We start from the raw sequence: 22,520 nt of genomic DNA on the forward strand, positions 1-22,520 counted from the left end.
ACGTATGTACTGGGGGGTTTTGCTTTTTAGGGCGGCCAAATTGGCTTCCGCCTCAATCACGTCGGCAGCGCGACTCCGATGACCGCGTAAGAGGCCCGCGCCGCGGCCCCACTGTCGCGTCCGCCCGTCAGAACCCCCGCATTGGCATGCATCAGGGTACTGGAGCCTTCCTTCCCCCATATCGTTCTGTTACCGTAGCTCCAAGCGCGGCTCGGGAAGCTGCGTGAAGCGGTTCGATGCATTGCGCAGTTCGAAAGATTTTCCAGAAAACCAAGGTCAGGCGACGCCGTCGCGCGCCGCGACAGGCCGCGGGATCCAGGTTTGGGGGAACGATGGCGGCCAGATTTTGCCTGCCGGCGCTGACCGGCGTGGTTGGCGCGCTTATTTTGGCGGGTTGCGGCACATTGGGAACACCTCCCCAGGAGCAGGTCTCGGCCGTGCAGTCGGGACCGGGCGCCATCGCCGCGCCGTCGGCGATCGACTGCGGCCGCTTCGCGGCGCATATCGAGGCGCTCAAGCAGGCCAGCCTGTCCGAGACAGGCGCTTCGGCCGACCGTCCCGCCGAGAAACTGATGGCCGCCAACGCGGCCGGCGCCGAAGCCGAATCGCTCACCGATGCGGTCGAGCCGCCGCCCCTGCTGGCGCGGCTGCCGCTGTTTTCCTCAGCTCCCGCCGGGAGTGCCGAACCACCCGGCTGGCAGCCCTGGAAGGTCAATCGCAACAAGACGCCCACGCGCTATACGCTGACGGAAGTCGGGCATCGCACGGTGTTGCATGCAGAAGCCGACAGTTCGGCCTCCGGCCTGTACGTGCCGCTGATCAGCCGCGACCCCGGCATGCTCAACTGGACCTGGAAGACGCGCGACGTGATCCGCAGCGCCGACAACGCCCAGGCGCCGCGCGAGGATTCGCCGCTGCGCATCTTCGTGGCATTCGATGGCGACAAGGGCAGCCTGTCGCTCAAGGACCAGCTGATGTACGAAATGGCGCGGCTGACCACCGGGCGCGAGATGCCCTATGCCACGCTGATGTACGTCTGGGGCAGCCGCAAGCCGGAAGGCTCGGTGGTCTCCAACCCCCACACGGACCGCGTGCGCATGATCGTGGTGGACTCCGGCACCGCCCACGCCAACGAATGGCGCTGCCATCGCCGCGACCTGAGCGAGGATTACCGCAAGGCCTTTGGCGCCGATCCCGGCAAGGTGCTGGCGATCGGCATCATGACCGACACCGACAACACCAGGAGCCACGCGGAAAGCTGGTACGGCGACATCGCGTTCGACTGAAACCCGCGCCGCGCGAACCCCGCATCGCAAGGCGAACCATCAAACAAAAAGCGCCGGAAGTCCTCCGGCGCTTTTTGTTTTGCGAACGGGACCGCGGCAGCGCGCTCAGGCAGGCGCCAGCCACTTCTCCACCAGTTTGACGAAGAACGTGGAGCCTACCGGAAGGATCTCGTCGTTGAAGTCATAGCTGGGGTTGTGCAGCATGCACGGGCCGAGGCCGTGGCCGGCTTCGCGATGCACGCCTTCGCCATTGCCGATGAACAGGTAGCAGCCCGGCCTTTCCTGCAGCATGAAGGAAAAGTCCTCGGCGCCCATCGTCGGCTCGTACTTGCCGTCGACATTGCCCGCGCCCACCAGATCGGCGGCGACCTCCACGGCGAAAGCGGTTTCCGCCTCGCTGTTGACCGTGGGCGGATAGTTGCGGCGGAACTCGAAATCGACGGTGCAATCGAACGCGCTGGCGACGGCGCGGGACACCTCTTCCATGCGGCGCTCGATCAGGTCGAGCACCGGCAGCGTGAAGGTGCGCACCGTGCCGCCGATCCAGGCCTGGTCGGGCACGATGTTGGTGGCGTCGCCGGCATGGAACTGCGTGACCGAGATCACCGCGGCGTCGATCGGGCGCTTGTTGCGCGTGATGATGCCCTGCAGCGCGGAGACGATCTGCGCGCTGGTGAAGACCGGGTCGTTGCCGTTGTGCGGCAGCGCGGCGTGCGCGCCCTTGCCGCGCACGACGATGCGGAATTCGTTGCTGGACGCCATGAACGGTCCCGGCGTGGTGCCGAACGAGCCGGCCGGCATGCCGGGCCAGTTGTGCATGCCGAACACGCCGTCGCACGGGAAGCGCTCGAACAGGCCGTCCTTGATCATCTCGCGCGCGCCGCCGCCGCCTTCCTCGGCCGGCTGGAAGATCAGGTTGACGGTGCCGTCGAAATTGCGGTGCTCGGCCAGGTAGCGGGCCGCGCCCAGCAGCATGGTGGTGTGGCCGTCGTGGCCGCACGCATGCATGCGGCCGTCGTGCTGCGAACGATGGCCGAAGGTATTGGCTTCCTGCAGCGGCAGCGCGTCCATGTCCGCGCGCAGGCCGATGCTGCGCCCGCTGCTGCCGTTGCGGATGACGCCGACCAGCCCCGTGGTGCCGAGCCCGCGATGGACTTCGATGCCCCACGCGGCGAGTTTCTGCGCCACCACGTCGGAGGTGCGCTGCTCATGGAAGCACAGTTCGGGATGGGCGTGGATGTCGCGTCGGATGGCGCGCATCTCGGTTTGCGCCTGAAGGATTTCGGGGAGAAGAGTCATGATGCCGGTTTGCCGGTGTCGGGCGTTGGATACCCGGATCATACGATGCCTGCGGATAAAGCGCCAAAGCGGCCCGGCGCGCCGGCGGCCCGCGCGGAGCGCCGCAGCGGCCGCGCCGGGTTGCATCCAGGGGGCATCCAGGCAGCATGCGGGCGGCACGCGGATCGCGTCCAGGCGCGCGTCCGCGCGCGGGGGTTTCCCCGCATTGCCCCGCTTGGTCCACTGCTGGAACAGTTCATGCTTGATGTGCCTGCCCGGCAACGCTGCCGCATCCGGCCGTCCAGCCGCCGCACCAAAATGCGGCGCGGGGGACGATGCGCCGCGCTGTCCCAACTGTCGTTTGCTACATTACTTTCCTGGAGAGTCGCGCGATGTCCCTTCGCACATGCAAGAAGGCATTTGGTGCCGTGGTAGTGACCGCAGCCATGAGCTTCGGCCTTGCCGGACAGGCCCAGGCAGTCGATTTCAAGCTGGCCATGAGCTCGCCGCCGACCTCGATGGACCCGCACTTCTACAACCTGTTCTCCAACATCAACGTCTCCGAGCACGTCTTCGAGTGCCTGGTGAAGATGGACGCGGACAGCAAGATCATCCCGGGCCTGGCCGAGTCCTGGAAGCTGGTCAACAACCTGACCTGGGAATTCAAGATCCGCAAGGGCGTGAAGTTCCACGACGGCTCGGAGCTGACCACCGACGACATCGTCTGGTCGCTCGACCGTCCGTCCACCATCCAGAACAGCCCCGGCAAGTTCGACGTCTACACCAAGGCGATCATCAACAAGAAGGTGATCGACAAGTACACCATCCAGCTCACCACCAACGCGCCGTATCCGCTGATGCTGAACGACCTCACGTCGATCTTCGTCGTGCAGAAGAAGGCCACCCAGGGCCTGACCTCGGACGACTTCGCGCAAGGCAAGGGCATGGTCGGCACCGGCCCGTTCAGGTTCGTCAGCTACGCGCGCGACGACCGGGTCGAGCTGGTCAGGAACCCCGATTACTGGGGCCCGAAGCCGGCCTGGGACAAGGTCACGCTGCGCTTCATCCCGAACCCCGCCACGCGCATGGCGGCACTGCTGTCGGGCGACGTGCAGGCCATCGAGAACGTGCCCACGCCGGACCTGCCGCAGGTGCGCAAGGACCCCAAGCTGAACTTCTTCTCCAAGATCTCGCACCGCGTGATCTACCTGTACACGGATGACAAGCACGACAAGTCGCCGTTCGTCACCACCAAGGACGGCGCGCCGATGGACAAGAATCCGCTCAAGGACACGCGCGTGCGCACCGCCATCAGCATGGCCATCAACCGCCAGGGCATCAAGGACCGCCTGATGGAGGGCCTGTCCGAGCCGACCAACAACCTGGTGCCGCCCACGCTGTTCGGCTACAACCCCAACCTGAAGACGGTCAAGTACGACCCCGACGGCGCCAGGAAGCTGCTGGCCGAGGCTGGCTACCCGAACGGCTTCGGCATCACGCTGCACACGCCCAACAACCGCTACGTCAACGACGAGAAGATCGCCCAGACCATCGCGCAGAACCTGACCCGCATCGGCATCGCCACCAAGGTCGAAGGCATGCCGATGGCGACCTACTCGGCCAAGGGCATCAAGCACGAGTTCTCGTTCGGCCTGCTGGGCTGGGGCGCGCAGACCGGCGAGGTGAGCTCGCCGCTGCGCGCGCTGCTGGCGTGCGAGGATGCCAAGAAGGGCTTCGGCACCGTGAACTGGGGCGAATACTGCAATCCGAAGATGGACGTGGTGCTGGAAAAGGCCCTGTCCACCGTGGACGACGGCGAGCGCTCCAAGCTGCTGCAGGAAGCCACCGCGATCGCCATCAACGATGACGGTATCATCCCGATCCATCAACAGGTGACGACCTGGGCCACGCAGAAGGGCATCACCTACGTGCCGCGTACCGACGAACGGACCTACGCGCACAATTTCCGGCCGCAGTGACGTGACGGCGGGGCGCGGCCACGAGGGCGCGCCCTTGCTGCATGACAATGTCGGCTTTTGCCGGCAGGCGCCCGCGGTCTGGGCGGGCGCCTGCCGCAGAATCACCCCCGGACGGTAGCCGGGCCTAGCCACAAGCCGACTGCCGGTGCAGCCGCGCGGCGCCCGACCGGCGCCGCGGCGGCCACCGGCGAAGGAAAGCTTCCGAACATGCTGGTCTTCATCATCCGGCGCCTGATGCAGAGCGTGGTCGTGCTCTTCGTCATGTCGCTGCTCGTTTTTCTCGGCGTCTTCGCCATCGGCAACCCGGTCGACATCCTGATCAATCCGCAGGCCGACCAGGAAGACATCAAGCGCACCATCGCCGCGCTCGGGCTCGACAAGCCGCTCTGGGAACAATACTGGATCTTCCTGCGCAACGCGCTGCACGGCGACCTGGGCATCTCGTTCGCGCACGGCACGCCGGCGCTCAAGCTGATCTTCGAGCGCATGCCGGCCACGATGGAGCTGGCCATCTGCGCCATCCTGCTGGCGGTGCTGCTCGGCATCCCGCTCGGCCTGTGGGCCGGCCTGCGCCCGAACGGCGTGGCGGGCAAGACCATCATGGGCGTGTCCATCCTCGGCTTCTCGCTGCCCACCTTCTGGGTCGGGCTGATGCTGATCATGGTGTTCGCGGTGCAGCTCGGCTGGCTGCCGTCCAACGGCCGCGGCGAGACCGTGCCGCTGCTCGGCGTGCCGGTCAGCTTCCTCACCGTGGACGGGCTGCGCCACCTGCTGCTGCCCGCGGTGACGCTGTCGCTGCTCAACATCGCGATGGTGATCCGCCTCACGCGCGCCGGCACGCAGGAAGCCATGCTGCAGGACTACGTCAAGTTCGCGCGCGCCAAGGGGCTGTCCAACACCCGCATCGTCGGCGTGCACGTGCTCAAGAACATCATGATCCCGATCGTCACCGTGATCGCGCTGCAGTTCGGTTCGATCATCGCGTTCGCCATCGTGACCGAATCCATCTTCGCCTGGCCCGGCATGGGCAAGCTGATCATCGACTCGATCCAGCTGCTGGACCGGCCCGTCATCGTCGCCTACCTGATGGTGATCGTGACGCTGTTCATCCTGATCAACCTGTTCGTGGACATCATCTACAGCGTGCTCGATCCGCGCGTGCGCATCGCCGACAACAAGGGCTGAGCCATGACAACCGCAACCGAAACCACCGCGGCGCCGGCGCCGCGCGCCGAGCAGACCCCGCTGCGGCGCTTCGCCAGCCAGTTCTTCTCCAGCAAGATCGCCGTCACCGGGCTGGTGCTGCTGGTCATCATCGTGCTGATCGCGCTGTTCGCGCCGTGGCTGTCGCCGCAGAACCCGTACGACCTGGCCACGCTCGACGTGCTCGACGCGCGGCTGCCGCCCGGCGAGCAGTCCGCCGCCGGCATGACCTTCCTGCTTGGCTCGGACGAGCAGGGCCGCGACATCCTCTCGGCGGTCATGTACGGCCTGCGCATCAGCATCGGCGTGGGCGTGGTCAGCACCGTGATCGCGCTGCTGCTGGGCGCCACGCTGGGGCTGATCGCCGGTTTCCTCGGCGGCCGCGTCGAGGCGATCATCATGCGCGTGGCCGACCTGCAGCTGTCGTTCCCGCCGATCCTGCTGGCGCTGATCCTGCTGGCCTTCCTGCGCCCCGGCATCGGCAACATCGTGATCGCGCTGGTGGCGGTGCAGTGGGCCTACTACGCGCGCACCACGCGCAGCGCCGCGCTGGTCGAGCGCCGCAAGGAATACATCGAGGCCGCCACCTGCCTGGGCCTGCCGCCGGGCCGGATCATGTTCCGCCACCTGCTGCCCAACTGCCTGCCGCCGCTGATCGTGATCGCGGCGCTGCAGGTGGCCTCGGCCATCACGCTGGAGGCCACGCTGTCCTTCCTCGGCCTGGGCGTGCCCATCACCGAGCCGTCGCTGGGCTCGCTGATCGCCAACGGCCAGCAGTACATGCTGTCGGGCAAGTACTGGATCAGCTTCTTCCCCGGCATCGCGCTGGTGGTCACCATCGTGGCCATGAACCTGGTCGCCGACCAGCTGCGCGACGTCCTCAATCCGCGCCTGCAGACGCAGTAACGCAGCACGACAGGAGCGAACATGAGCAAACCTACCCTGGTGGTGGAAGGCCTCAAGACCCAGTTCTTCACCCGCGCCGGCGTGGCGCGCGCCGTCGACGACGTCTCGTTCTCGGTCAACCGCGGCGAGATCATGGGGCTGGTGGGCGAGTCCGGCTCGGGCAAGTCGATGACCGGCTATTCGATCATGGGCCTGATCGACCCGCCCGGCAAGGTCGTGGACGGCCGCATCGAGCTGACCAGCCGCGACGGCGTCACGCGCGACCTGCGCCGCCTCACGCCCGCGCAGCAGCGCGACGTGCGCGGCAACCGCATCGCCATGATCTTCCAGGATCCGATGATGACGCTCAACCCGGTCCTGCGCATCGACACGCAGATGATCGAGGCGGTGCTGGCGCACGAGAAGGTCGACAAGGCGGTGGCGCGCGAGCGCTCGCGCAACGCGCTGGCGCGCGTCGGCATTCCCTCGCCGGACGAGCGCCTGCGGGCCTATCCGCACCAGTTCTCGGGCGGCATGCGCCAGCGCGTGGCGATCGCCATCGCGCTGCTCAACAAGCCCGACCTGATCATCGCCGACGAGCCCACCACCGCGCTGGACGTGACCATCCAGGGCCAGATCCTCTACGAGATGCAGAAGCTGTGCCGCGAATCCGGCACCGCGCTGATCTGGATCACGCACGACCTGTCGGTGGTCGCCGGGCTGGCCGACACGGTGTGCGTGATGTACGCCGGCAAGATCGTCGAGGCCGGCGACGTGCGCCAGGTGCTGGAGCGGCCCGAGCATCCCTATACCCACGGCCTGATCGGCTCGGCGCCGTCGCGCAATCCGCGCGGCGCGCCGCTGCGGCAGATTCCCGGCATGACGCCGTCGCTGCTGAACCTGCCCGCGGGCTGCGCCTTCCGCGAGCGCTGCGCCTATGCCACCGACGTGTGCAAGACGCCGCCCCCGCTCGACACCGCGGCCGACGGGCGCCGCCTGCGCTGCTTCCATCCGGTTCTGTCCCAGCAGGAGGCCGCATGAGCGCAGCCGTGATCGATCCCGCCCTCGCCTCGCGCATGCCCGAACCCGCCGCCGAGCCCACGCCCGGCGCGCCGATCCTCCAGCTCGAAGGCGTCTCCAAGCGCTTCGTCAAGTCGCTCGACGCCGCCGCCCGCATCGCCAACGTGTTCGGCGCCGGCGCGCGCGAGGAAGTCGTGCACGCGGTCGACCGCGTCGACCTGTCCATTCGCACCGGCGAGGTGGTCGGGCTGGTCGGCGAGTCCGGCTGCGGCAAGTCCACGCTGGGCCGCATGGCGGTCGGGCTGCATTCGCTGACCGAAGGCGCGCGCCGCTGGAAGGGCGTGGACCTGGACCGCCTGCCGCCCGAAAAGAAGCGCGAGAAGCAACTGGCGATCCAGATGATCTTCCAGGACCCCTACGCTTCGCTCAACCCGCGCCTGCGCGTGATGGACATCGTCGGCGAGGCGCCGGTGGTGCACGGCATGGTGCCGCGCGGCGAGCAGAAGCGCTATGTGGAAGACATGCTGGTGCGCGTGGGCATGGACCCCACCGTGCTGCGCCGCTTCCCGCACCAGTTCTCGGGCGGGCAGCGCGCCCGCATCGGCATCGCGCGGGCGCTGGCGGTCAAGCCGGAATTCCTGGTGTGCGACGAATCGGTCGCCGCGCTCGACGTGTCGATCCAGGCCCAGGTGCTGAACCTGTTCATGCGCCTGCGCGAGGACCTCGGCCTGACCTACCTGTTCATCAGCCATGACCTCGGCGTGGTCAAGCACATCAGCGACCGCGTGGTGATCATGTACCTGGGGCGGGTGGTGGAGTCGGCGCCGGCCGAGGACGTGTTCGCCAGCCCCAACCATCCCTACACCCAGGCGCTGCTGGCCGAGGCGCCCAGGCTCGAGGTCGGCAAGAAGACCTTCGTGGCGATCAAGGGCGAGATTCCCTCGCCGCTGCATCCGCCGCCCGGCTGCCACTTCCATCCGCGCTGCCCGCACGCGATGCCGCGCTGCCGCGAGGCGCAGCCGCTGCTCAGGGAAATCGCGCCGCAGCGGTTCTCGGCCTGCCATCTGAACGACATGGCGTGATCCGGCGGCCCGCTGCGCGGGCCGCCGCCGGTTGCCGTCCTGGCGCCGTTCTAGCGAATCACCTGCCCGCGCGAGTTGATGATGGTCATCTCGACGAATTTCGAGCCGATGTGGCTGTCCGGGCCGAAGTTGATGATGTAGCCGCCCAGGTCGTAGTTCTTCATGGTTTCCAGCGCGGCGATCAGCTTGTCGCGCGTGAGGTCCTTGCCGGCGCGGCGCAGGCCCTCGACGAAGGCCTTGGCGGCGATGAAGCCCTCGATGCTGGCGTAGTCGAAGTCGTTGTGCTTGCCGGCCGCCTGCAGCAGGCGCAGGTATTCGCGCACCACCGGCAGCGTGGCGTTGCCCGGATGCGGCATGACCTGCGAGATGATCACGCCGCTGCCCTTGGGACCCACTTCCTTGGCCAGCGCCTGCGTGCCGACGAAGGACACGTTGTAGAACTGGCCGTTGTAGCCGCGCCGCAGCGCTTCCTTGACGAAGGCGCCGGCGGTCCGGTACGCGCTGATCATGACCACCGCGTCCGGCGTGGCCTTCATCGCGCCCTGCATGGCGTCGCCGATTTCCGCGGTGTTGCGCACCACGCCCTCGCGCGCGACGATCTGCACGCCGCTGTCCGGCGCCGCCTTGAGCGCGCGCTCGAGGCCGTCCAGCCCGGCCTTGCCGTAGGCGTCGTCGTTGTAGACCACGGCCACGCGCTTGAGGCCGGTGGTCTGGATCTGGCGCAGGATCGCGGCGGTTTCCTCGTTGTAGCCGGCGCGCACGTGGAAGGCGTAGCGGTTGAACGGCTGGCGCAGCGACTGCGCGCCCGTGAACGGCGCGAAGAACGGCACCCGCGCCTGCGTCGCCAGCGGCAGCGAGGCCTCGCTGGTGGCGGTGCCGACGTAGCCGAACAGCGCGAAGACGTGGGCGTCGTCGATCAGCGCGCGGGTGTTCTTGGCCGCGGCCTCCGGCTCGTAGTAGTCGTCGAGCGCCTTGAGCTCGATCTTGCGGCCGTACACGCCGCCTTGCTGGTTGATGAAATCGAAATAGAGCTGCGCGCCGGCGTTCATCTGCTTGCCGAGCACCGCGGTGGGCCCGGTGAGCGCCGCCGACTGGCCCAGCATGATGCTGTCCGCGCTGACGCCGGGCTGCGCGCTGCCCTGCGCGCCGGCATTGGCAATGAACGAGCCGATGGCGCATGCCACCAGCAGGCTGGCGATGCGCCGGCCCCTGACCCCAGAATGCACTTGCATGGTTCCCCCGCGAAAACGGTCTGTTTTTCTTACCCGTGGATGCCTGCCGGTCTGCGCCGGCGCTGCCGTGCCGCCCGCCGTGGCATGGTTCCCCGGCGCAGCGCCGGGCTATCATAATCGAATACAATCGGAGCCTGATAATTTCTCCCAGCGGCGCCCGCCGGGACGACGCCGGCGTACAACACGCGAGGCAACCCGCGAGGCCCGGCCCGCGTGCCAGGCATCGGCTGGCGGCCGGCCGGAGCGGCACGGCCAGGCCCGCGGCGCGGTGTGACCGCCCGGCCGCCCGGCTCCCCGGCAATGGCAGCGCCGCCGCCCCCACTCGCTTGCCAGGAGATTTCATGGCTTCCCGCATCGTCCGTGCCGCCTGTCCGCACGATTGTCCCGACACCTGCGCCTTGCTCGTCACCGTCGAGGACGGGCGCGCCGTCAAGGTGGCCGGCGACCCCGACCATCCCGGCACCCAGGGCGTGCTGTGCACCAAGGTCTCGCGCTACCCGGACCGCACCTACCACCGCGACCGCCTGCTCACGCCGATGAAGCGCGTGGGCGCCAAGGGCGAAGGCCGGTTCGAGCCGATTTCCTGGGACGAGGCGCTCGACACCGTGGCCGCGCGCCTGTCCGCCATCGCCGCGCGCGACGCCCAGGCGATCGTGCCCTACAGCTATGCCGGCACGATGGGGCTGGTGCAGGGCGAAAGCATGGCGGCGCGCTTCTTCCACAAGCTCGGCGCCTCGCTGCTGGACCGCACCATCTGCGCCAGCGCCGGCGCCACCGCGCTGCGCTACACCTACGGCGCCAGCCTCGGCATGGACATCGAGCACGTGCCCGACGCCCGGCTCATCATCATCTGGGGCGGCAACCCGATCGCCTCCAACCTGCATTTCTGGACGCGCGTGCAGGAAGCCAAGCGGCGCGGCGCCACGCTGGTGGCGATCGACCCGTACCGCTCGCTGACCGCCGAGAAGTGCCACCGCCACATCGCGCCGATGCCCGGCACCGACGGCGCGCTGGCGCTGGCCATCATGCACGTGCTGATGCGCGACGACCTGCTCGACCACGAGTACATCGCCAGCCACACGCTGGGCTTCGAGGCGCTGCGCGAGCGCGCGCAGGCCTTCACGCCGGCGCGCGCGGCCGCGCTGTGCGGCATCGACGCGGCCGACATCGAATGGCTGGCCGGGCTGTACGGCAACCTCGCCGTGCGCGAGCGCCAGCCGGTGGCGATCCGCCTCAACTACGGCATGCAGCGCGCCCACGGCGGCGGCCAGGCGGTGCGCGCGGTGGCCTGCCTGCCGTCGCTGGTGGGCGCCTGGCGCCATGCCGCGGGCGGCCTGCAACTGTCCACCTCCGGTTTCTTCCCGGTCGACACGCAGCGGCTGCAGCGCCCGGACCTGCTGCCCACGTTGCCGGCGCTGCCGCGCACGGTCAACATGAGCACCATCGGCGACGCGCTGCTCGACGCCGGCAACGGCGCCGGCGGCCCGAAGATCGAGGCGCTGGTGGTCTACAACAGCAACCCGGTGGCGGTCGCGCCCGATTCGAGCAAGGTCGCCGCCGGCTTTGGCCGCGAAGACCTGTTTACCGTGGTGCTGGATCACTTCCGCACCGACACCGCCGACTACGCTGACATCCTGCTGCCGGCCACCACCCAGCTCGAGCACGTCGACGTGCACAAGGCCTACGGCCACACCTACTTCCTGGCCAACAACCAGGCCATCGCCCCGCTCGGCGAGGCGCTGCCCAACACCGAGATCTTCCGCCGGCTGGCGCGGCGCATGGGCTTCACCGAGCCGTGCTTCGCCGACAGCGACGAGGACATCGCCGCCCAGGCCATCGTCGCGGCCGACCCGCGCGCGGCCGGCATCAGCTGGGCGTCGCTCAAGGAAAAGGGCTGGCAGAAGCTCAACCTGCCGGCCGCGCCGCTGGCCGAAGGCGGCTTCGCCACGGCCTCGGGCAAGTGCGAGTTCTATTCCGAGGCCATGCGCCGCGACGGCTTCGATCCGCTGCCCGGCTACGTGGCGCCCTACGAGACGCCGGCCACCGCGCCGGAGCTCGCCGCGCGCTACCCGCTGGCGATGATCTCGCCGCCGGCGCGCAATTTCCTCAACAGTTCCTTCGTCAACGTCGACAGCCTGCGCGCCACCGAAGGCGAGCCGCACCTCGACATCCACCCGGAAGACGCCGCCGCGCGCGGCATCGCCAACGGCGGCATGGTGCGCGCCTTCAACGACCGCGGCAGCCTGCTGGCGCGCGCGCGCGTGACCGACCGCGCCCGGCGCGGGCTGGTGGTGGGGCTGTCGATCTGGTGGAAGAAGCTCGCGCCCGACGGCAAGAACGCCAACGAGCTGACCAGCCAGCGCCTGACCGACCTGGGCCGCGCGCCGGTGTTCTACGACTGCCTGGTGCAGGTGGAGGCCGCGCCGGCCGTGGCCGCGGCCACGCCGGAGCCGGCCGCGCCATGAGCCGCTGGCCGGCCCGCGTGCTGCTGGCCCTGGCCTTGCCGGGGCTGGCCGCCATGCTGGCCGGCTGCGACACGGTCGGCTACTACGCCCAGTCGATCGGCGGCCACCTCGGCCTGATGGCCGAATCCCGGCCGCTGCCGGACGCCATCGCCGCCGCGCGGGAGGCCAAGGACACGCGGCTGGCGCAGCGCCTGGCGCTGGCCGGCACCATCCGCGACTTCGCCTCGAAGGCGCTCAAGCTGCCCGACAACGGCAGCTACCGGCGCTACGCCAACCTGCACCGGCCCTACGTGGTGTGGAGCGTGTTCGCCACGCCCGAGCTGTCGATGGAGCTGCACAAGTGGTGCTTCCTGGTGGTGGGCTGCATCAGCTACCGCGGCTACTACGACCAGGCCGACGCCGACCGGTACGCCGAAGGCCTGCGCAAGGACGGGCTCGAACCCTACGTGGCCGGCATCCCGGCCTATTCCACGCTGGGCTATTTCGACGACCCGCTGCTCAACACCTTCGTCTACCAGCCCGAGGGCGAGCTGGCCCGGCTGATCTTCCACGAGCTGGCGCACCAGGTGGTGTACGTGCGCAACGACACCACCTTCAACGAGTCCTTCGCCACCGCGGTGGAGACCGCCGGCGTGGAGCGCTGGCTGGCGCTGGCGGCGTCGCCCGAGGCGCGCGCCAGCTACCGCCAGTACGACCTGCGCCGCCAGCAGTTCCGCGCCATGCTGCTCGAGACGCGCGACCGCCTCGACGCGCTCTACCGCTCGGCGCTGGCGGACGACGCCAAGCGCGCCGGCAAGGCCGCGATCTTCGCCGGGCTGCGCGCGCAATACGCGCGGCTCAAGGTGGAGTGGGGCGGCTACAGCGGCTACGACCGCTGGTTCGAGAAGCCGCTGACCAACGCGCAACTGGCCGCGGTGGCGACCTACCAGCAATGGGTGCCGGCCTTCACCGCGCTGCTGGCGCGCAACGGCGGCGACTGGACCGCCTTCTATGCGGCCGCCAGGCGCATCGGCGACCTGCCGCGCGCCGAGCGCGACGCGCGCCTGCGCGAGCTGGCGCCGCCGGCCACCAGGGGCGAGCCGATCCAGGCCGGCGAGGGTGGCGGCGGCGCGGCGGGCGGGGCCGTGCCGGGTGCGGCGCGCGCCAGCGGCGCGCCGGACATGCCTACCGCGCAGAATGCGCCGGCGGCGCCGGCCACTTCGGCCACTTCAGCCATAACGAGCGCGCCGGCGCCCGCCGCCCGGCCCTGATCCGGCACGTCAGGCACGTGCGCGCATCGGGCGCATCAGGCGCCCGCGGGCCGCTTCATCCGGCACAGCGACGGCAGGTTGAGGTCCCGCGCCGGCGTCATGCCGTCGAAGCGGAAACCGTACTGCGTGCCTTCCACGCCGACCTTGACCGTCTTGCCGTCCACCGGCGCGATGGTCGACACCACCTGCGGCATCAGCAGCTGGTGGTCGCCCTTGCGCATCAGCACCTCGCCGACGGCGGAGCGGTACTGCATGCCTTCGAGCGCCAGCGCGACGCTGGCCGCCTCGTCGGACTGCGCGCGGCGCATGGCCTCGCCGAGCATCTGCACGGCGATCAGCACGCGCGGCGCGAAATACTCGCCGGCCGGGGTCTGCCGCACGCGCGCGGCGAGCGCGTTGAGCGCCGCGTCGTCGCCGTTGGGCATGTACTCGGCGACCCAGGTCAGGCGCGCGTTCCTGGCCTGCGCCACGGCCGCCACCGTGCCGGGCGCGCCGCCGCCGCTGTTGTTCAGGTAGTTCAGCGCATAGCCGGTGTCGCCGGCGGCCTTGACCAGCAGGCTCAGGTCCTGGCCCCAGTTGCCCGTGACCACGGTATCGGCGCCGCTGGCCTTGATCATGCCGACGTAGGGCGCGAAGTCCTTGACCCGGGCCAGCGGATGCAGCGCCTCGCCGACGAACTCCACGTCGGGCCGCGCGTTGGCGATCATCTGCCGGCCCAGCGCCGCCCACACGCGCCCCTGGGTGTAGTCCTGATTCAGCAGGAAGACCTTGCGCATGCCGCGGTCGCCGCGCGCGAACTCGGCCAGCGCGCGCATCTTCATGGCCGCGTTGGCTTCGGTGGAGAACAGCCAGAAGCTGCAGCGCATGCCGGTCAGGTCCGGGTCGAGCGAGGCGTAGTTGACGACCAGGACGCGCTGGCCTGGGTTGCGCTCGTTGTGGCGGTTGACGGCCTCGACCAGCGCGCTCACCACCGGCGAGCCGGAGGCGCCCGTGAACACGATGCGCACGCCGGCGTCGATGGCGCCCTGCAGCGCGGTCAGGCTGGCCTGCGGCGAGAGCTTGTTGTCATAGCTGAGCAGCTCGTACTTGCGCCCCAGCACGCCGCCCTGGGCGTTGGCGTCGTCGAGCGCGAACTTCAGGTTGGCCAGGAAGATCTCGCCGACGTTGGCCAGCGGCCCGGAAAGCTGGTCGATGAACGCGACCCTGATCGGCCCGGCCGGCGGCGGCACGTCCTGCGCGCGGGCCGGCAGCGGCAGCGCCGCGGCCAGCGTGAGTGCCGCCGCCACCGCCATCGTCGCCAGCCGTCCGGCCATGCCGGCCGGGCGCATCCACTGTCCAAGCATTGCTAACCCCCTTGCGTCGGTTTTCCGGCTGGTCCCGCATGTCCCGCGTGTCCCGCAGGTGTCGATGCGGCGGCGCGCCGGGGTCGCCCGGGTGGCGCGGGGCGCCGGCGATGCGGCCGAAGGCCCGCCCTTCGATGCGGACCAGCGCGGTGATCATGCCGCCCCCGCAGGCGGCGCGCAACTCCGGCGCCCGCATGCGCTCCGGTTTCCCGTGGCCGTGGAAGCCCTGCGTCCGGGCGCGGGAAGAGCGGATTCGCTCCCGTACGTGTCCGGGGAAATCTACTCTTTGGTACGTTCATATACCATTGGGTATGATGCTATGGACAATGCCGGGTCAGGTCAAGCGCAGTGCCTTTGCCCGCCCGTCCCGCCCCCGCTGCATGCGAGAATCGCATCATGCCGACTGCACAGAAAACCGTTCCCGCCGAGGTGGTTCCGGAGGTCGCTCCCGACGCCGCGCGCGCGCGTTCGCACATCGCCGAGCGCCAGGAGGCGCGCCGCCGCCAGATCCTCGATACCGCCGCGCAGTTGTTCTACACCAAGGGCTATCCCGGCATGACCATGAACGACCTGTGCCGGGCGCTGGGCGTGACCAAGCCCGCGGTCTACTATTACTTCACCGACAAGTACGAGATCTTCGACATCCTGTGCCGCGAGTCGGCGCAGACCTGCCTGCCGGTCATCCGCGAGACCGCGGACCCGGCGCTGCCGGTGCGCGAGCGCCTGCATGCCTGCCTGCTGGAAATGGCGCGCCGCTGCATCGACTGCTACGTGCCGGCCACGCTGAGCTTCCGCGACAACCAGTACCTGCGGCCCGAGACCGTGGCATGGCTGGGCAGCATGGCGCGCGCGTTCTACCGCGATCTCTACGCGCTGCTCGAGGAAGGCCGGCGCGCCGGCGTGTTCCGCTACGGCGACGCGCGCGTGACCGCGCACGCGATCGGCAGCGTGGTCGGTTTCATGTACACCTGGCACGAGCCGGACCGCCTGCCGCCGCGCGCGCTGGCCGAGGAACTGGCGACCAACATGATGAAGATGGTGCTGCCGGTGGAAGCCTGACTAGGGAATTCCCGCGGGCCGCCTGAACTGTGCGCTAGACTTCACGTCAAACCACGGAGTTTGCCCAGAGGACTTCATCTAACGTGTTGTCTTAACAGGGTGTCGCGTTTAGCATCTGTCGAAAATCGAACGACCATTCAGAAAATCAGGAGACGGTGCATGGAAAGACTATGGCTTAAGCACTACCCGGCGGGCGTGCCCGCCGAGATCGACGGCAGCCAGTACCGTTCGCTGGCCGCCCTGCTTGAGGAATCCTTCCGCACCTACGCCGACCGCCGCGCCTTCGTCTGCATGGACAAGGCCATCACCTACGGCGAACTCGACCGGCTTTCGCGGCAGTTCGCGGCCTGGCTGCAGACGCGCGGCCTCAAGCCCGGCGCGCGCGTGGCCATCATGATGCCGAACGTGCTGCAGTACCCGGTGGTACTGGCCGCGGTGCTGCGCGCCGGCTACGTGGTGGTCAACGTCAATCCGCTCTACACCCCGCGCGAGCTCGAGCACCAGCTCAAGGACAGCGGCGCAGAGGCCATCGTCATCCTGGAGAACTTCGCCACCACGCTGCAGCAGGTGCTGCCGGTCACGCCGGTCAAGCACGTGGTGGTGGCCAGCATGGGCGACCTGCTGGGCGGCCTGAAGGGCGCCATCGTCAATTTCGTGGTGCGCAACGTCAAGAAGATGGTGCCGGCGTGGGAGCTGCCCAACTGCGTGCGCTTCAACACCGTGCTGCAGGAAGGCAGCCGGCTGGAACTGAAGCCGGCCAATACCGGCCCGGACGACATCGCCTTCCTGCAGTACACGGGCGGCACCACGGGCGTGTCGAAGGGCGCCGTGCTGCTGCACCGGAACATCGTCGCCAACGTGCTGCAGTCCGAGGCGTGGATGCAGCCGGCGCTGGCCAAGGGCGCGCCGATGGAACAGTTGATCACCATCACCGCGCTGCCGCTCTATCACATCTTCGCGCTCACGGTGTGCTGCCTGCTGGGCATGCGCGGCGGCGGCCTGGGCGTGCTGATCCCCAATCCGCGCGACATTCCCGGCTTCATCAAGGAGCTGCAGAAGTACAGGTTCAACACGTTCCCGGCGGTCAACACGCTCTACAACGCGCTGATCAACAGCCCGGACATCGGCAAGGTCGATTTCTCCGGCCTGCGCGTGGCCAACGGCGGCGGCATGGCGGTGCAGGAGGCGGTCGCCAAGAAGTGGCTGGAGAAGACCGGCTGCCCGATCATCGAGGGCTATGGCCTGTCGGAGACCTCGCCTTCGGCCACCTGCAACCCGACCGACACCGACGCCTTCTCCGGCACCATCGGCCTGCCGCTGCCGTCGACCGAGATCGCCATCCGCGACGACGACGGCCGCGACGTGCCGCTCGGCCAGCCCGGCGAGATCTGCATCCGCGGCCCGCAGGTGATGGCCGGCTACTGGAACCGCCCCGACGAGACCGCCAAGGTCATGACGCCGGACGGCTTCTTCAAGACCGGCGACATCGGCGTGATGGACGTGCGCGGCTACACCAAGATCGTCGACCGCAAGAAGGACATGATCCTGGTGTCCGGCTTCAACGTGTACCCCAACGAAATCGAGGGCGTGGTCGCCGAATGCCCGGGCGTGCTGGAAGTCGCCGCCGTGGGCGTGCCCGACGAGCACTCGGGCGAGGTGGTCAAGCTGTTCGTGGTCAAGCGCGACCCGGCGCTGACCGAGGCCGAGCTGATCGCCTTCTGCAAGGAGCGCCTGACCGGCTACAAGCGGCCCAAGTACATCGAATTCCGCGGCGAGCTGCCCAAGACCAACGTGGGCAAGATCCTGCGCCGCGAACTGCGCGACAGCCGCAAGGCGGCATAGGCAGGCGCCCGTGCGCTCGTCGGATGTCAGGTTGCCGACAGCGTTTCTATAACCAGGGGTTTTGCGCCCCTCTCCCGCACGCGGGAGCGGGGCGACCAAGAAGCGGCAAAGCCGGCCCCGTCGGCAACGCATCGGCCTCCCGCCAGGGAGGCCGTTTTCATTGGGGCGCCGCCGACGCCATCGTCAGTTCAGCATTCAGCCGACGGCACGATGCGCGGCGCCGTCCCGTCGTCGGGATAGATCATGCGCACGCAGGCGCCGGCGTCGAGTCCCGGCGCCGCCGGGCCGCTGACGGTGGCGAGCGGGCTGCCGTCCAGCGCCGTCACCTTGTACTGGTAGAGCTCGATCTGCGGCCGCGGCTGCGGGTTGAGCAACTGGTTCAGGTTCACGGCGAAGCCCATGCTCATGCCGCCGCCGCCCCAGCCGTTGCCGCCGGCCGCGCCCATGCCCACGGCGGAGCCGAAGGCGCCGGTGCCGGGCGCGTCCACGGTGCCGGCCGCGGTCTTCTCGCTGATGTGGCCGAGCCTGACGGTGTAGTCGAGCGGCGTGACCTTCGGCTGCGGCGGGCCGCTCTGACAGGCGGCCGCCAGCAGCAGCGGCGCCAGGCAGGCGGCCAGCCGCAGCGGGCGCGCGTGGGGTGCCGCGTTCATGCGCTGGCCAGCCCGCTCTTGAGCCGGCCCAGCAGGCGGAACAGCGCGCGGCGGTCGGTTTGCGGCAGGCCGCCGAACAATTGCTCGATCCAGTCTTCGTGCGCGCGCGCCATCTTCGAGAACGCCGTGCGCCCGGCCGGCGTGAGGCGGATCAGGTAGGCGCGGCGGTCGCTCGGCAGCGCCTCGCGCGATACCAGGCCTTCTTCCTGGAGCTGGTCGGTGATGCCGGTGACGTTGCCGCCAGTGACCATCATGCGGCGCGACAGCTCACCCATCTTGAGGCCCTCGGGGTGGCGGTCCAGTTGCGCCATCAGGTCGAAGCGCGGCAGCGTGCAGGCGAATTCCTGCCGCAGCCGCGAGCGGATGTCGGCTTCCACCAGGTTGGTGCAGGTCAGCAGGCGCAGCCACAGGCGCAGGCCGTCATGGCTGGCATCATCGGCGCGGGTTTCGAGATCGACCGGCGGTTCGTCGGCGCCGGCCTTGACGGGGATCTCGGCGGCAGTCGTGGTGGGCATCGCGGCAGGCAGGTTGTTTGATGCCTCAAGTATATGCCCTCCCGCGCCGGGCGGCGCGGGGATCGGCGGGTGCTCAGTCCACCTTGGCGCCCGAGTCCTTGACGACCTTGGCCCACTTGGTGTGTTCGGCGCGGATGAACACGACGAACTGTTCCGGCGTGTTGCCGACCGGTTCGGCGCCCTGGGCCTGCAGTTTCTCGCGCACGGCCGGCGTGGCCAGCGAGCGCGTGACTTCCTGCTGGATGCGCGCGACGATCTCGTGCGGCGTGCCGGCCGGCGCCAGCAGCCCGAACCAGGAGCTGGCCTCGAAGCCCGGCAGCTTGCCGGCCTCGGCCACCGTGGGCACGCCCGGCAGCGCGGGCGAGGGCCTGGCGCTGGTCACGGCCAGCGCCTTGAGCTTGCCGGCCTTGATCAGCGCCATCGAGGACGGCAGGTTGTCGAACATGAGCTGCATGGTGCCGCCGGCAAGGTCGGTCAGCGCCGGGCCGCTGCCCTTGTACGGGAAATGCACCATGAAGGTATGCGTCTGCGTCTTGAACAGTTCGCCGGCGAGGTGGATCGAGGTGCCGTTGCCGCTCGACGCCATGTTGAGCTTGCCGGGATTGGCGCGCGCGTAGGCGATCAGGTCCGGCACGCTGTTGATGCGGTTCTGCTGCGCGAAGGCGGGGTTGACCACCAGCACGTTGGGCACCGACGCCACCTCGGTGATCGGCGCGAAATCCTTGATCGGGTCGAACGGCAGCTTGCCGTACAGCGACTGGTTGATGCCGTGCGTGCCCACCGTGCCCATCAGCAGCGTATAGCCGTCGGGCGCCGACTTGGCGACCATGTCGGCGCCGATGTTGCCGCCGGCGCCGGGCCGGTTGTCCACCACCACGTTCCAGCCCGGCAGCTTGGACAGCTCCGCCGCCACCGCGCGCGCCAGGATGTCGGTGGTGCCGCCGGCCGGGAACGGCACCACCAGGCGGATCGGCTTGTTCGGGTAGGGATCGGCGGCCAGCGCCGGCGCGGCGCCGGCAAACAGGCCGAGGCAGGCGCTGGCGGCGCTGGCAAGCAGCATGAGGGTCGCGCGGCGGCGGTGGCGGTGCATGGTGTCTCCTGGCTGGTCTGGCCGCGCCGCACGGTTGCGGCTGCGGGTTTGCTGCATTCTAGGGCTCGCCGCCGGAGGTGCCGATGAGGTGATGCCCTAGGCCGCCGGCCCCGCCAACGGCAAAAAGGCACCCGAAGGTGCCGTTGCCAGGTCGCGCGGACGCGCTCAGAACTTGTGGCGGATGCCGAGGCCCACGCCGAGCATGGTCGTCTTGCCCGGGCCCAGCGGGTAGCCGTTGGCGAAGGCGATGGCCGAGGTGTCGAGGTTCACCCCCGCGTACTTCGAGAACGCGGTGGTCAGGTAGAGATCGGTGCGCTTGGACAGGTTGTAGTCGGCGATGAACGAGATTTCCCACGGATTCGGGACATTGACGCCGCCCTGGTTCTTCACGTTGTCGTAGTTATATTGCAGCGTCAGGCCCAGCGCCGCGGTGACCTGGTAGTTGGCGCCGATCCAGTAGTAGTCGTCGCGCAGCACCGTCGTGCCGTTCTGCGCCTTGCTCTGGCCCCAGCGGTAGCCGCCCATGAGCTTGGCCGGGCCCCAGGCGTAGCTGGCGGCGACGGCGGCCTTCTTGACCGTGCCGGTGCCGGCGAAGGTGGTGCCGGCCATCACGCTCGGGTTGTACTGGTCGTAGGCGATGGTCGCGCCGACCGGGCCGGCGAAATAGGACACGCCCGCGCCGTAGCCGGTGTCGCGGCGGAACTGGCCGGGGGCTTCGCCGCCGCCGGACACGCCGTTGCCGAACGACCAGTGCGCGATCGCCGTCACCGGGCCGAACACGCCGGTGTACTTGGCGGTGTTGTCCGAGCGGAAGTTCAGGCCGAGCTGGGCCACCACCGGCTCGTACTGGGTCGCGTAGCCGCTGGGCGAGAAGTTGGCGAGCAGGTCGAACAGCGTGGTGTACTGGCGGCCGAAGGTGAAGCGGCCGACCTGGGCGCTTTCCAGGCCCACGTAAGCCTGGCGGCCGAACAGGCGGCTGCCCTGCTGTGCCTTGCCGTCATCGAGGCCAAAACCGTTTTCGAGCACGAACAACCCCTTCAGGCCGCTGCCCAGGTCTTCGACGCCGCGCAGACCCCAGCGCGAGCCGGACAGGCCGCCTGACGTCAGGCGGTATGCGTTGTCGCCGGTGGGGCCGAGATGGCTGACGTATTCGACGTTCATGTCGACGACGCCATACAGCGTCACGCTGGACTGGGCTTGCGCAGCACCGGCGAAAAGGCCAAGCGCCGCCAACGCAAGAAGCGATTTTTTCATGCTCGATGATCTCCATGTAAGAATTATTGGTGGTCAGCGGGGAAACCTCCTGAGTCTCCATCGCCCGCTTACCCAACTTCGTCAGAAGTTGCCAACCACTGTAACAAACCGCCTCCGTTTCACAATCCGGGGTGCTGCCCTTGTCAGCTTTTCACAACTCAGGGTTTTGGAGTATCGGAAGCGCGGCAGGCAAGGCGAGCGCTGGCGCCGCCGCGGCAAGGCCGCCACGGCGGGCACGGTACAATGCGGGAAATCCCGAGGCCGGATCCGCGCGGGTCCGCGCAGGTCCCGTTTCCTTGCCGGCCGCGCCGCGGAGCGCGCGCGCGGGCAATCACGAGTGCAAGCATTGATGGATACCTTGATTCGAGAATTCGATGTGGCCCTGCGCGCGATCGCGGGCGTGACGCGGGCCGAGCGGGCCAATCCGGCCGCGGCGCTGGCGCCGGACGACGGCCGCCTCGACGAGCGGGAACGCCACCACGTGGCCGGGCTGATGCGCATCAACCATGTCGGCGAGGTCTGCGCGCAGGCTCTCTACCAGGCGCAGAAGCTCACCGCGCACACGCCGCAGGTGCGCGCGCAGATGGACCAGGCCGCGCGCGAGGAAGAAGACCACCTGGGCTGGTGCGCCGAGCGCCTGCGCGAGCTTGGTTCGCGCACCAGCCTGCTCAACCCGCTCTGGTACGCGGGCGCGTTCGCCATCGGCTGGGCCGCCGGCCGCGCCGGCGACCGCGTCAGCCTCGGCTTCGTGTCCGAGACCGAGAGCCAGGTCGAGCAGCATCTCAACGGCCATCTCGAACAGCTCCCCGCCGCGGACCAGCGCTCGCGCGCGATCCTGGAGCAGATGCGCGACGACGAGGTGCGCCACGGCGCCACCGCCCGCGAGGCCGGCGGCATCCCGCTGCCGGCGCCGGTGCGCGCGATGATGCGGGCCGCGTCGCGCGTCATGACCACGGCTGCCTATCGGATCTAAGGGATCCGAGGGATTCGAGAGGCCCGGCCGCCGGGCCGGCGCGGGTCCCCGCGCGGGCGGGGTAGACAACAAAACGTTGTATCCTTCCATCGGTCTCGCGAGACGGATTTTCGT

18 protein-coding genes are annotated in these 22,520 nt (G+C 69.0%); 11 read left to right on the plus strand and 7 right to left on the minus strand.

All coding sequences use genetic code 11. The annotated features are described in order from the left end of the window. Positions 1-332 precede the first annotated feature (332 nt). The gene (locus tag KF708C_RS23390; protein ID WP_029043951.1) at positions 333-1,286 is read left to right on the plus strand and encodes a DUF3047 domain-containing protein; all 954 of its coding nucleotides are present in this window, start codon (positions 333-335) and stop codon (positions 1,284-1,286) included. 105 nt (positions 1,287-1,391) lie between these two features. Here the strand turns inward: KF708C_RS23390 and KF708C_RS23395 are convergent, their stop codons facing one another. Then, complete coding sequence (locus tag KF708C_RS23395; protein ID WP_029043952.1) at positions 1,392-2,585, minus strand: M20 aminoacylase family protein; 1,194 nt, start codon at positions 2,583-2,585, stop codon at positions 1,392-1,394. Between the two features lie 371 nt (positions 2,586-2,956). On the opposite strand from KF708C_RS23395, the gene KF708C_RS23400 reads away from it, so the two are divergent. The 5 genes from KF708C_RS23400 to KF708C_RS23420 all read left to right on the plus strand — a co-directional run bounded on the left by KF708C_RS23400 (position 2,957) and on the right by KF708C_RS23420 (position 8,733). Then, entirely contained in the window at positions 2,957-4,543 is a 1,587-nt protein-coding gene (locus KF708C_RS23400) for an ABC transporter substrate-binding protein (RefSeq protein WP_059413460.1), read from the plus strand. A 207-nt stretch (positions 4,544-4,750) separates the two neighbouring features. Next, positions 4,751-5,728, plus strand: coding sequence for an ABC transporter permease (locus KF708C_RS23405; protein WP_020204699.1), 978 nt, complete (start codon positions 4,751-4,753; stop codon positions 5,726-5,728). A gap of 3 nt (positions 5,729-5,731) precedes the next feature. Beyond that, on the plus strand, positions 5,732-6,652 hold the full coding sequence (locus tag KF708C_RS23410) for an ABC transporter permease (RefSeq protein WP_059413461.1): 921 nt from the start codon (positions 5,732-5,734) through the stop codon (positions 6,650-6,652). Positions 6,653-6,673: 21 nt separating this feature from the next. Continuing rightward, entirely contained in the window at positions 6,674-7,672 is a 999-nt protein-coding gene (locus tag KF708C_RS23415; RefSeq protein ID WP_020204701.1) for an ABC transporter ATP-binding protein, read from the plus strand. Continuing rightward, positions 7,669-8,733 (plus strand): ABC transporter ATP-binding protein, encoded by a 1,065-nt coding sequence (locus KF708C_RS23420; RefSeq protein WP_059413462.1) that lies wholly within the window; start codon positions 7,669-7,671, stop codon positions 8,731-8,733. The genes KF708C_RS23415 and KF708C_RS23420 overlap by 4 nt, the downstream gene beginning before the upstream one ends. A gap of 50 nt (positions 8,734-8,783) precedes the next feature. Here KF708C_RS23420 and KF708C_RS23425 read toward each other — a convergent pair whose 3' ends face one another. Next, positions 8,784-9,965, minus strand: a complete 1,182-nt coding sequence (locus KF708C_RS23425) for an ABC transporter substrate-binding protein (RefSeq protein WP_059413463.1) — start codon at positions 9,963-9,965, stop codon at positions 8,784-8,786. A 341-nt stretch (positions 9,966-10,306) separates the two neighbouring features. On the opposite strand from KF708C_RS23425, the gene KF708C_RS23430 reads away from it, so the two are divergent. Both KF708C_RS23430 and KF708C_RS23435 read left to right on the plus strand, forming a co-directional pair. After that, entirely contained in the window at positions 10,307-12,430 is a 2,124-nt protein-coding gene (locus tag KF708C_RS23430) for a molybdopterin-containing oxidoreductase family protein (RefSeq protein ID WP_059413464.1), read from the plus strand. Continuing rightward, entirely contained in the window at positions 12,427-13,680 is a 1,254-nt protein-coding gene (locus KF708C_RS23435) for an aminopeptidase (RefSeq protein ID WP_059413465.1), read from the plus strand. Before KF708C_RS23430 ends, KF708C_RS23435 begins: the two co-directional genes overlap by 4 nt. 35 nt (positions 13,681-13,715) lie before the next feature. On the opposite strand, the gene KF708C_RS23440 is transcribed toward KF708C_RS23435, so the two are convergent. After that, positions 13,716-15,023, minus strand: a complete 1,308-nt coding sequence (locus KF708C_RS23440; protein ID WP_231586564.1) for a branched-chain amino acid ABC transporter substrate-binding protein — start codon at positions 15,021-15,023, stop codon at positions 13,716-13,718. A gap of 396 nt (positions 15,024-15,419) precedes the next feature. On the opposite strand from KF708C_RS23440, the gene KF708C_RS23445 reads away from it, so the two are divergent. After that, complete coding sequence (locus tag KF708C_RS23445; RefSeq protein ID WP_043367005.1) at positions 15,420-16,082, plus strand: TetR/AcrR family transcriptional regulator; 663 nt, start codon at positions 15,420-15,422, stop codon at positions 16,080-16,082. A 159-nt stretch (positions 16,083-16,241) separates the two neighbouring features. Further along, entirely contained in the window at positions 16,242-17,924 is a 1,683-nt protein-coding gene (locus KF708C_RS23450) for a long-chain fatty acid--CoA ligase (RefSeq protein WP_059413466.1), read from the plus strand. Positions 17,925-18,112: 188 nt separating this feature from the next. On the opposite strand, the gene KF708C_RS23455 is transcribed toward KF708C_RS23450, so the two are convergent. From KF708C_RS23455 to KF708C_RS23470, 4 genes are all read right to left on the minus strand, one after another. After that, positions 18,113-18,574 (minus strand): hypothetical protein, encoded by a 462-nt coding sequence (locus KF708C_RS23455; protein WP_059413467.1) that lies wholly within the window; start codon positions 18,572-18,574, stop codon positions 18,113-18,115. Next, positions 18,571-19,089 (minus strand): MarR family winged helix-turn-helix transcriptional regulator, encoded by a 519-nt coding sequence (locus tag KF708C_RS23460; protein WP_020204710.1) that lies wholly within the window; start codon positions 19,087-19,089, stop codon positions 18,571-18,573. Before KF708C_RS23460 ends, KF708C_RS23455 begins: the two co-directional genes overlap by 4 nt. Before the next feature lie 73 nt (positions 19,090-19,162). Continuing rightward, positions 19,163-20,179, minus strand: a complete 1,017-nt coding sequence (locus tag KF708C_RS23465; RefSeq protein WP_059413468.1) for a Bug family tripartite tricarboxylate transporter substrate binding protein — start codon at positions 20,177-20,179, stop codon at positions 19,163-19,165. Between the two features lie 165 nt (positions 20,180-20,344). Continuing rightward, positions 20,345-21,433, minus strand: coding sequence for a porin (locus KF708C_RS23470; RefSeq protein WP_029043957.1), 1,089 nt, complete (start codon positions 21,431-21,433; stop codon positions 20,345-20,347). Positions 21,434-21,782: 349 nt separating this feature from the next. Between KF708C_RS23470 and coq7 the strand changes: the two genes are divergently transcribed. After that, complete coding sequence (coq7, locus tag KF708C_RS23475) at positions 21,783-22,406, plus strand: 2-polyprenyl-3-methyl-6-methoxy-1,4-benzoquinone monooxygenase (protein WP_059413469.1); 624 nt, start codon at positions 21,783-21,785, stop codon at positions 22,404-22,406. Positions 22,407-22,520: the final 114 nt, after the last annotated feature.

The organism is Cupriavidus basilensis (assembly GCF_000876015.1).
GTDB classification, from domain to species: Bacteria; Pseudomonadota; Gammaproteobacteria; order Burkholderiales; family Burkholderiaceae; genus Cupriavidus; species Cupriavidus basilensis_B.

Bases quoted from the DNA above. Each gene is read 5' to 3' on its own strand.
- KF708C_RS23390 (WP_029043951.1), top strand. From the start codon at position 333: ATGGCGGCCAGATTTTGCCTGCCGGCGCTGACCGGCGTGGTTGGCGCG.
- KF708C_RS23410 (WP_059413461.1), top strand. From the start codon at position 5,732: ATGACAACCGCAACCGAAACCACCGCGGCGCCGGCGCCGCGCGCCGAG.
- KF708C_RS23435 (WP_059413465.1), top strand. From the start codon at position 12,427: ATGAGCCGCTGGCCGGCCCGCGTGCTGCTGGCCCTGGCCTTGCCGGGG.
- KF708C_RS23425 (WP_059413463.1), bottom strand. From the start codon at position 9,965: ATGCAAGTGCATTCTGGGGTCAGGGGCCGGCGCATCGCCAGCCTGCTG.
- KF708C_RS23440 (WP_231586564.1), bottom strand. From the start codon at position 15,023: ATGCTTGGACAGTGGATGCGCCCGGCCGGCATGGCCGGACGGCTGGCG.
- KF708C_RS23395 (WP_029043952.1), bottom strand. From the start codon at position 2,585: ATGACTCTTCTCCCCGAAATCCTTCAGGCGCAAACCGAGATGCGCGCC.
- KF708C_RS23420 (WP_059413462.1), top strand. From the start codon at position 7,669: ATGAGCGCAGCCGTGATCGATCCCGCCCTCGCCTCGCGCATGCCCGAA.
- KF708C_RS23445 (WP_043367005.1), top strand. From the start codon at position 15,420: ATGCCGACTGCACAGAAAACCGTTCCCGCCGAGGTGGTTCCGGAGGTC.
- KF708C_RS23400 (WP_059413460.1), top strand. From the start codon at position 2,957: ATGTCCCTTCGCACATGCAAGAAGGCATTTGGTGCCGTGGTAGTGACC.
- KF708C_RS23450 (WP_059413466.1), top strand. From the start codon at position 16,242: ATGGAAAGACTATGGCTTAAGCACTACCCGGCGGGCGTGCCCGCCGAG.
- KF708C_RS23405 (WP_020204699.1), top strand. From the start codon at position 4,751: ATGCTGGTCTTCATCATCCGGCGCCTGATGCAGAGCGTGGTCGTGCTC.
- KF708C_RS23470 (WP_029043957.1), bottom strand. From the start codon at position 21,433: ATGAAAAAATCGCTTCTTGCGTTGGCGGCGCTTGGCCTTTTCGCCGGT.
- KF708C_RS23465 (WP_059413468.1), bottom strand. From the start codon at position 20,179: ATGCACCGCCACCGCCGCCGCGCGACCCTCATGCTGCTTGCCAGCGCC.
- KF708C_RS23415 (WP_020204701.1), top strand. From the start codon at position 6,674: ATGAGCAAACCTACCCTGGTGGTGGAAGGCCTCAAGACCCAGTTCTTC.
- KF708C_RS23455 (WP_059413467.1), bottom strand. From the start codon at position 18,574: ATGAACGCGGCACCCCACGCGCGCCCGCTGCGGCTGGCCGCCTGCCTG.
- KF708C_RS23460 (WP_020204710.1), bottom strand. From the start codon at position 19,089: ATGCCCACCACGACTGCCGCCGAGATCCCCGTCAAGGCCGGCGCCGAC.
- coq7 (WP_059413469.1), top strand. From the start codon at position 21,783: ATGGATACCTTGATTCGAGAATTCGATGTGGCCCTGCGCGCGATCGCG.
- KF708C_RS23430 (WP_059413464.1), top strand. From the start codon at position 10,307: ATGGCTTCCCGCATCGTCCGTGCCGCCTGTCCGCACGATTGTCCCGAC.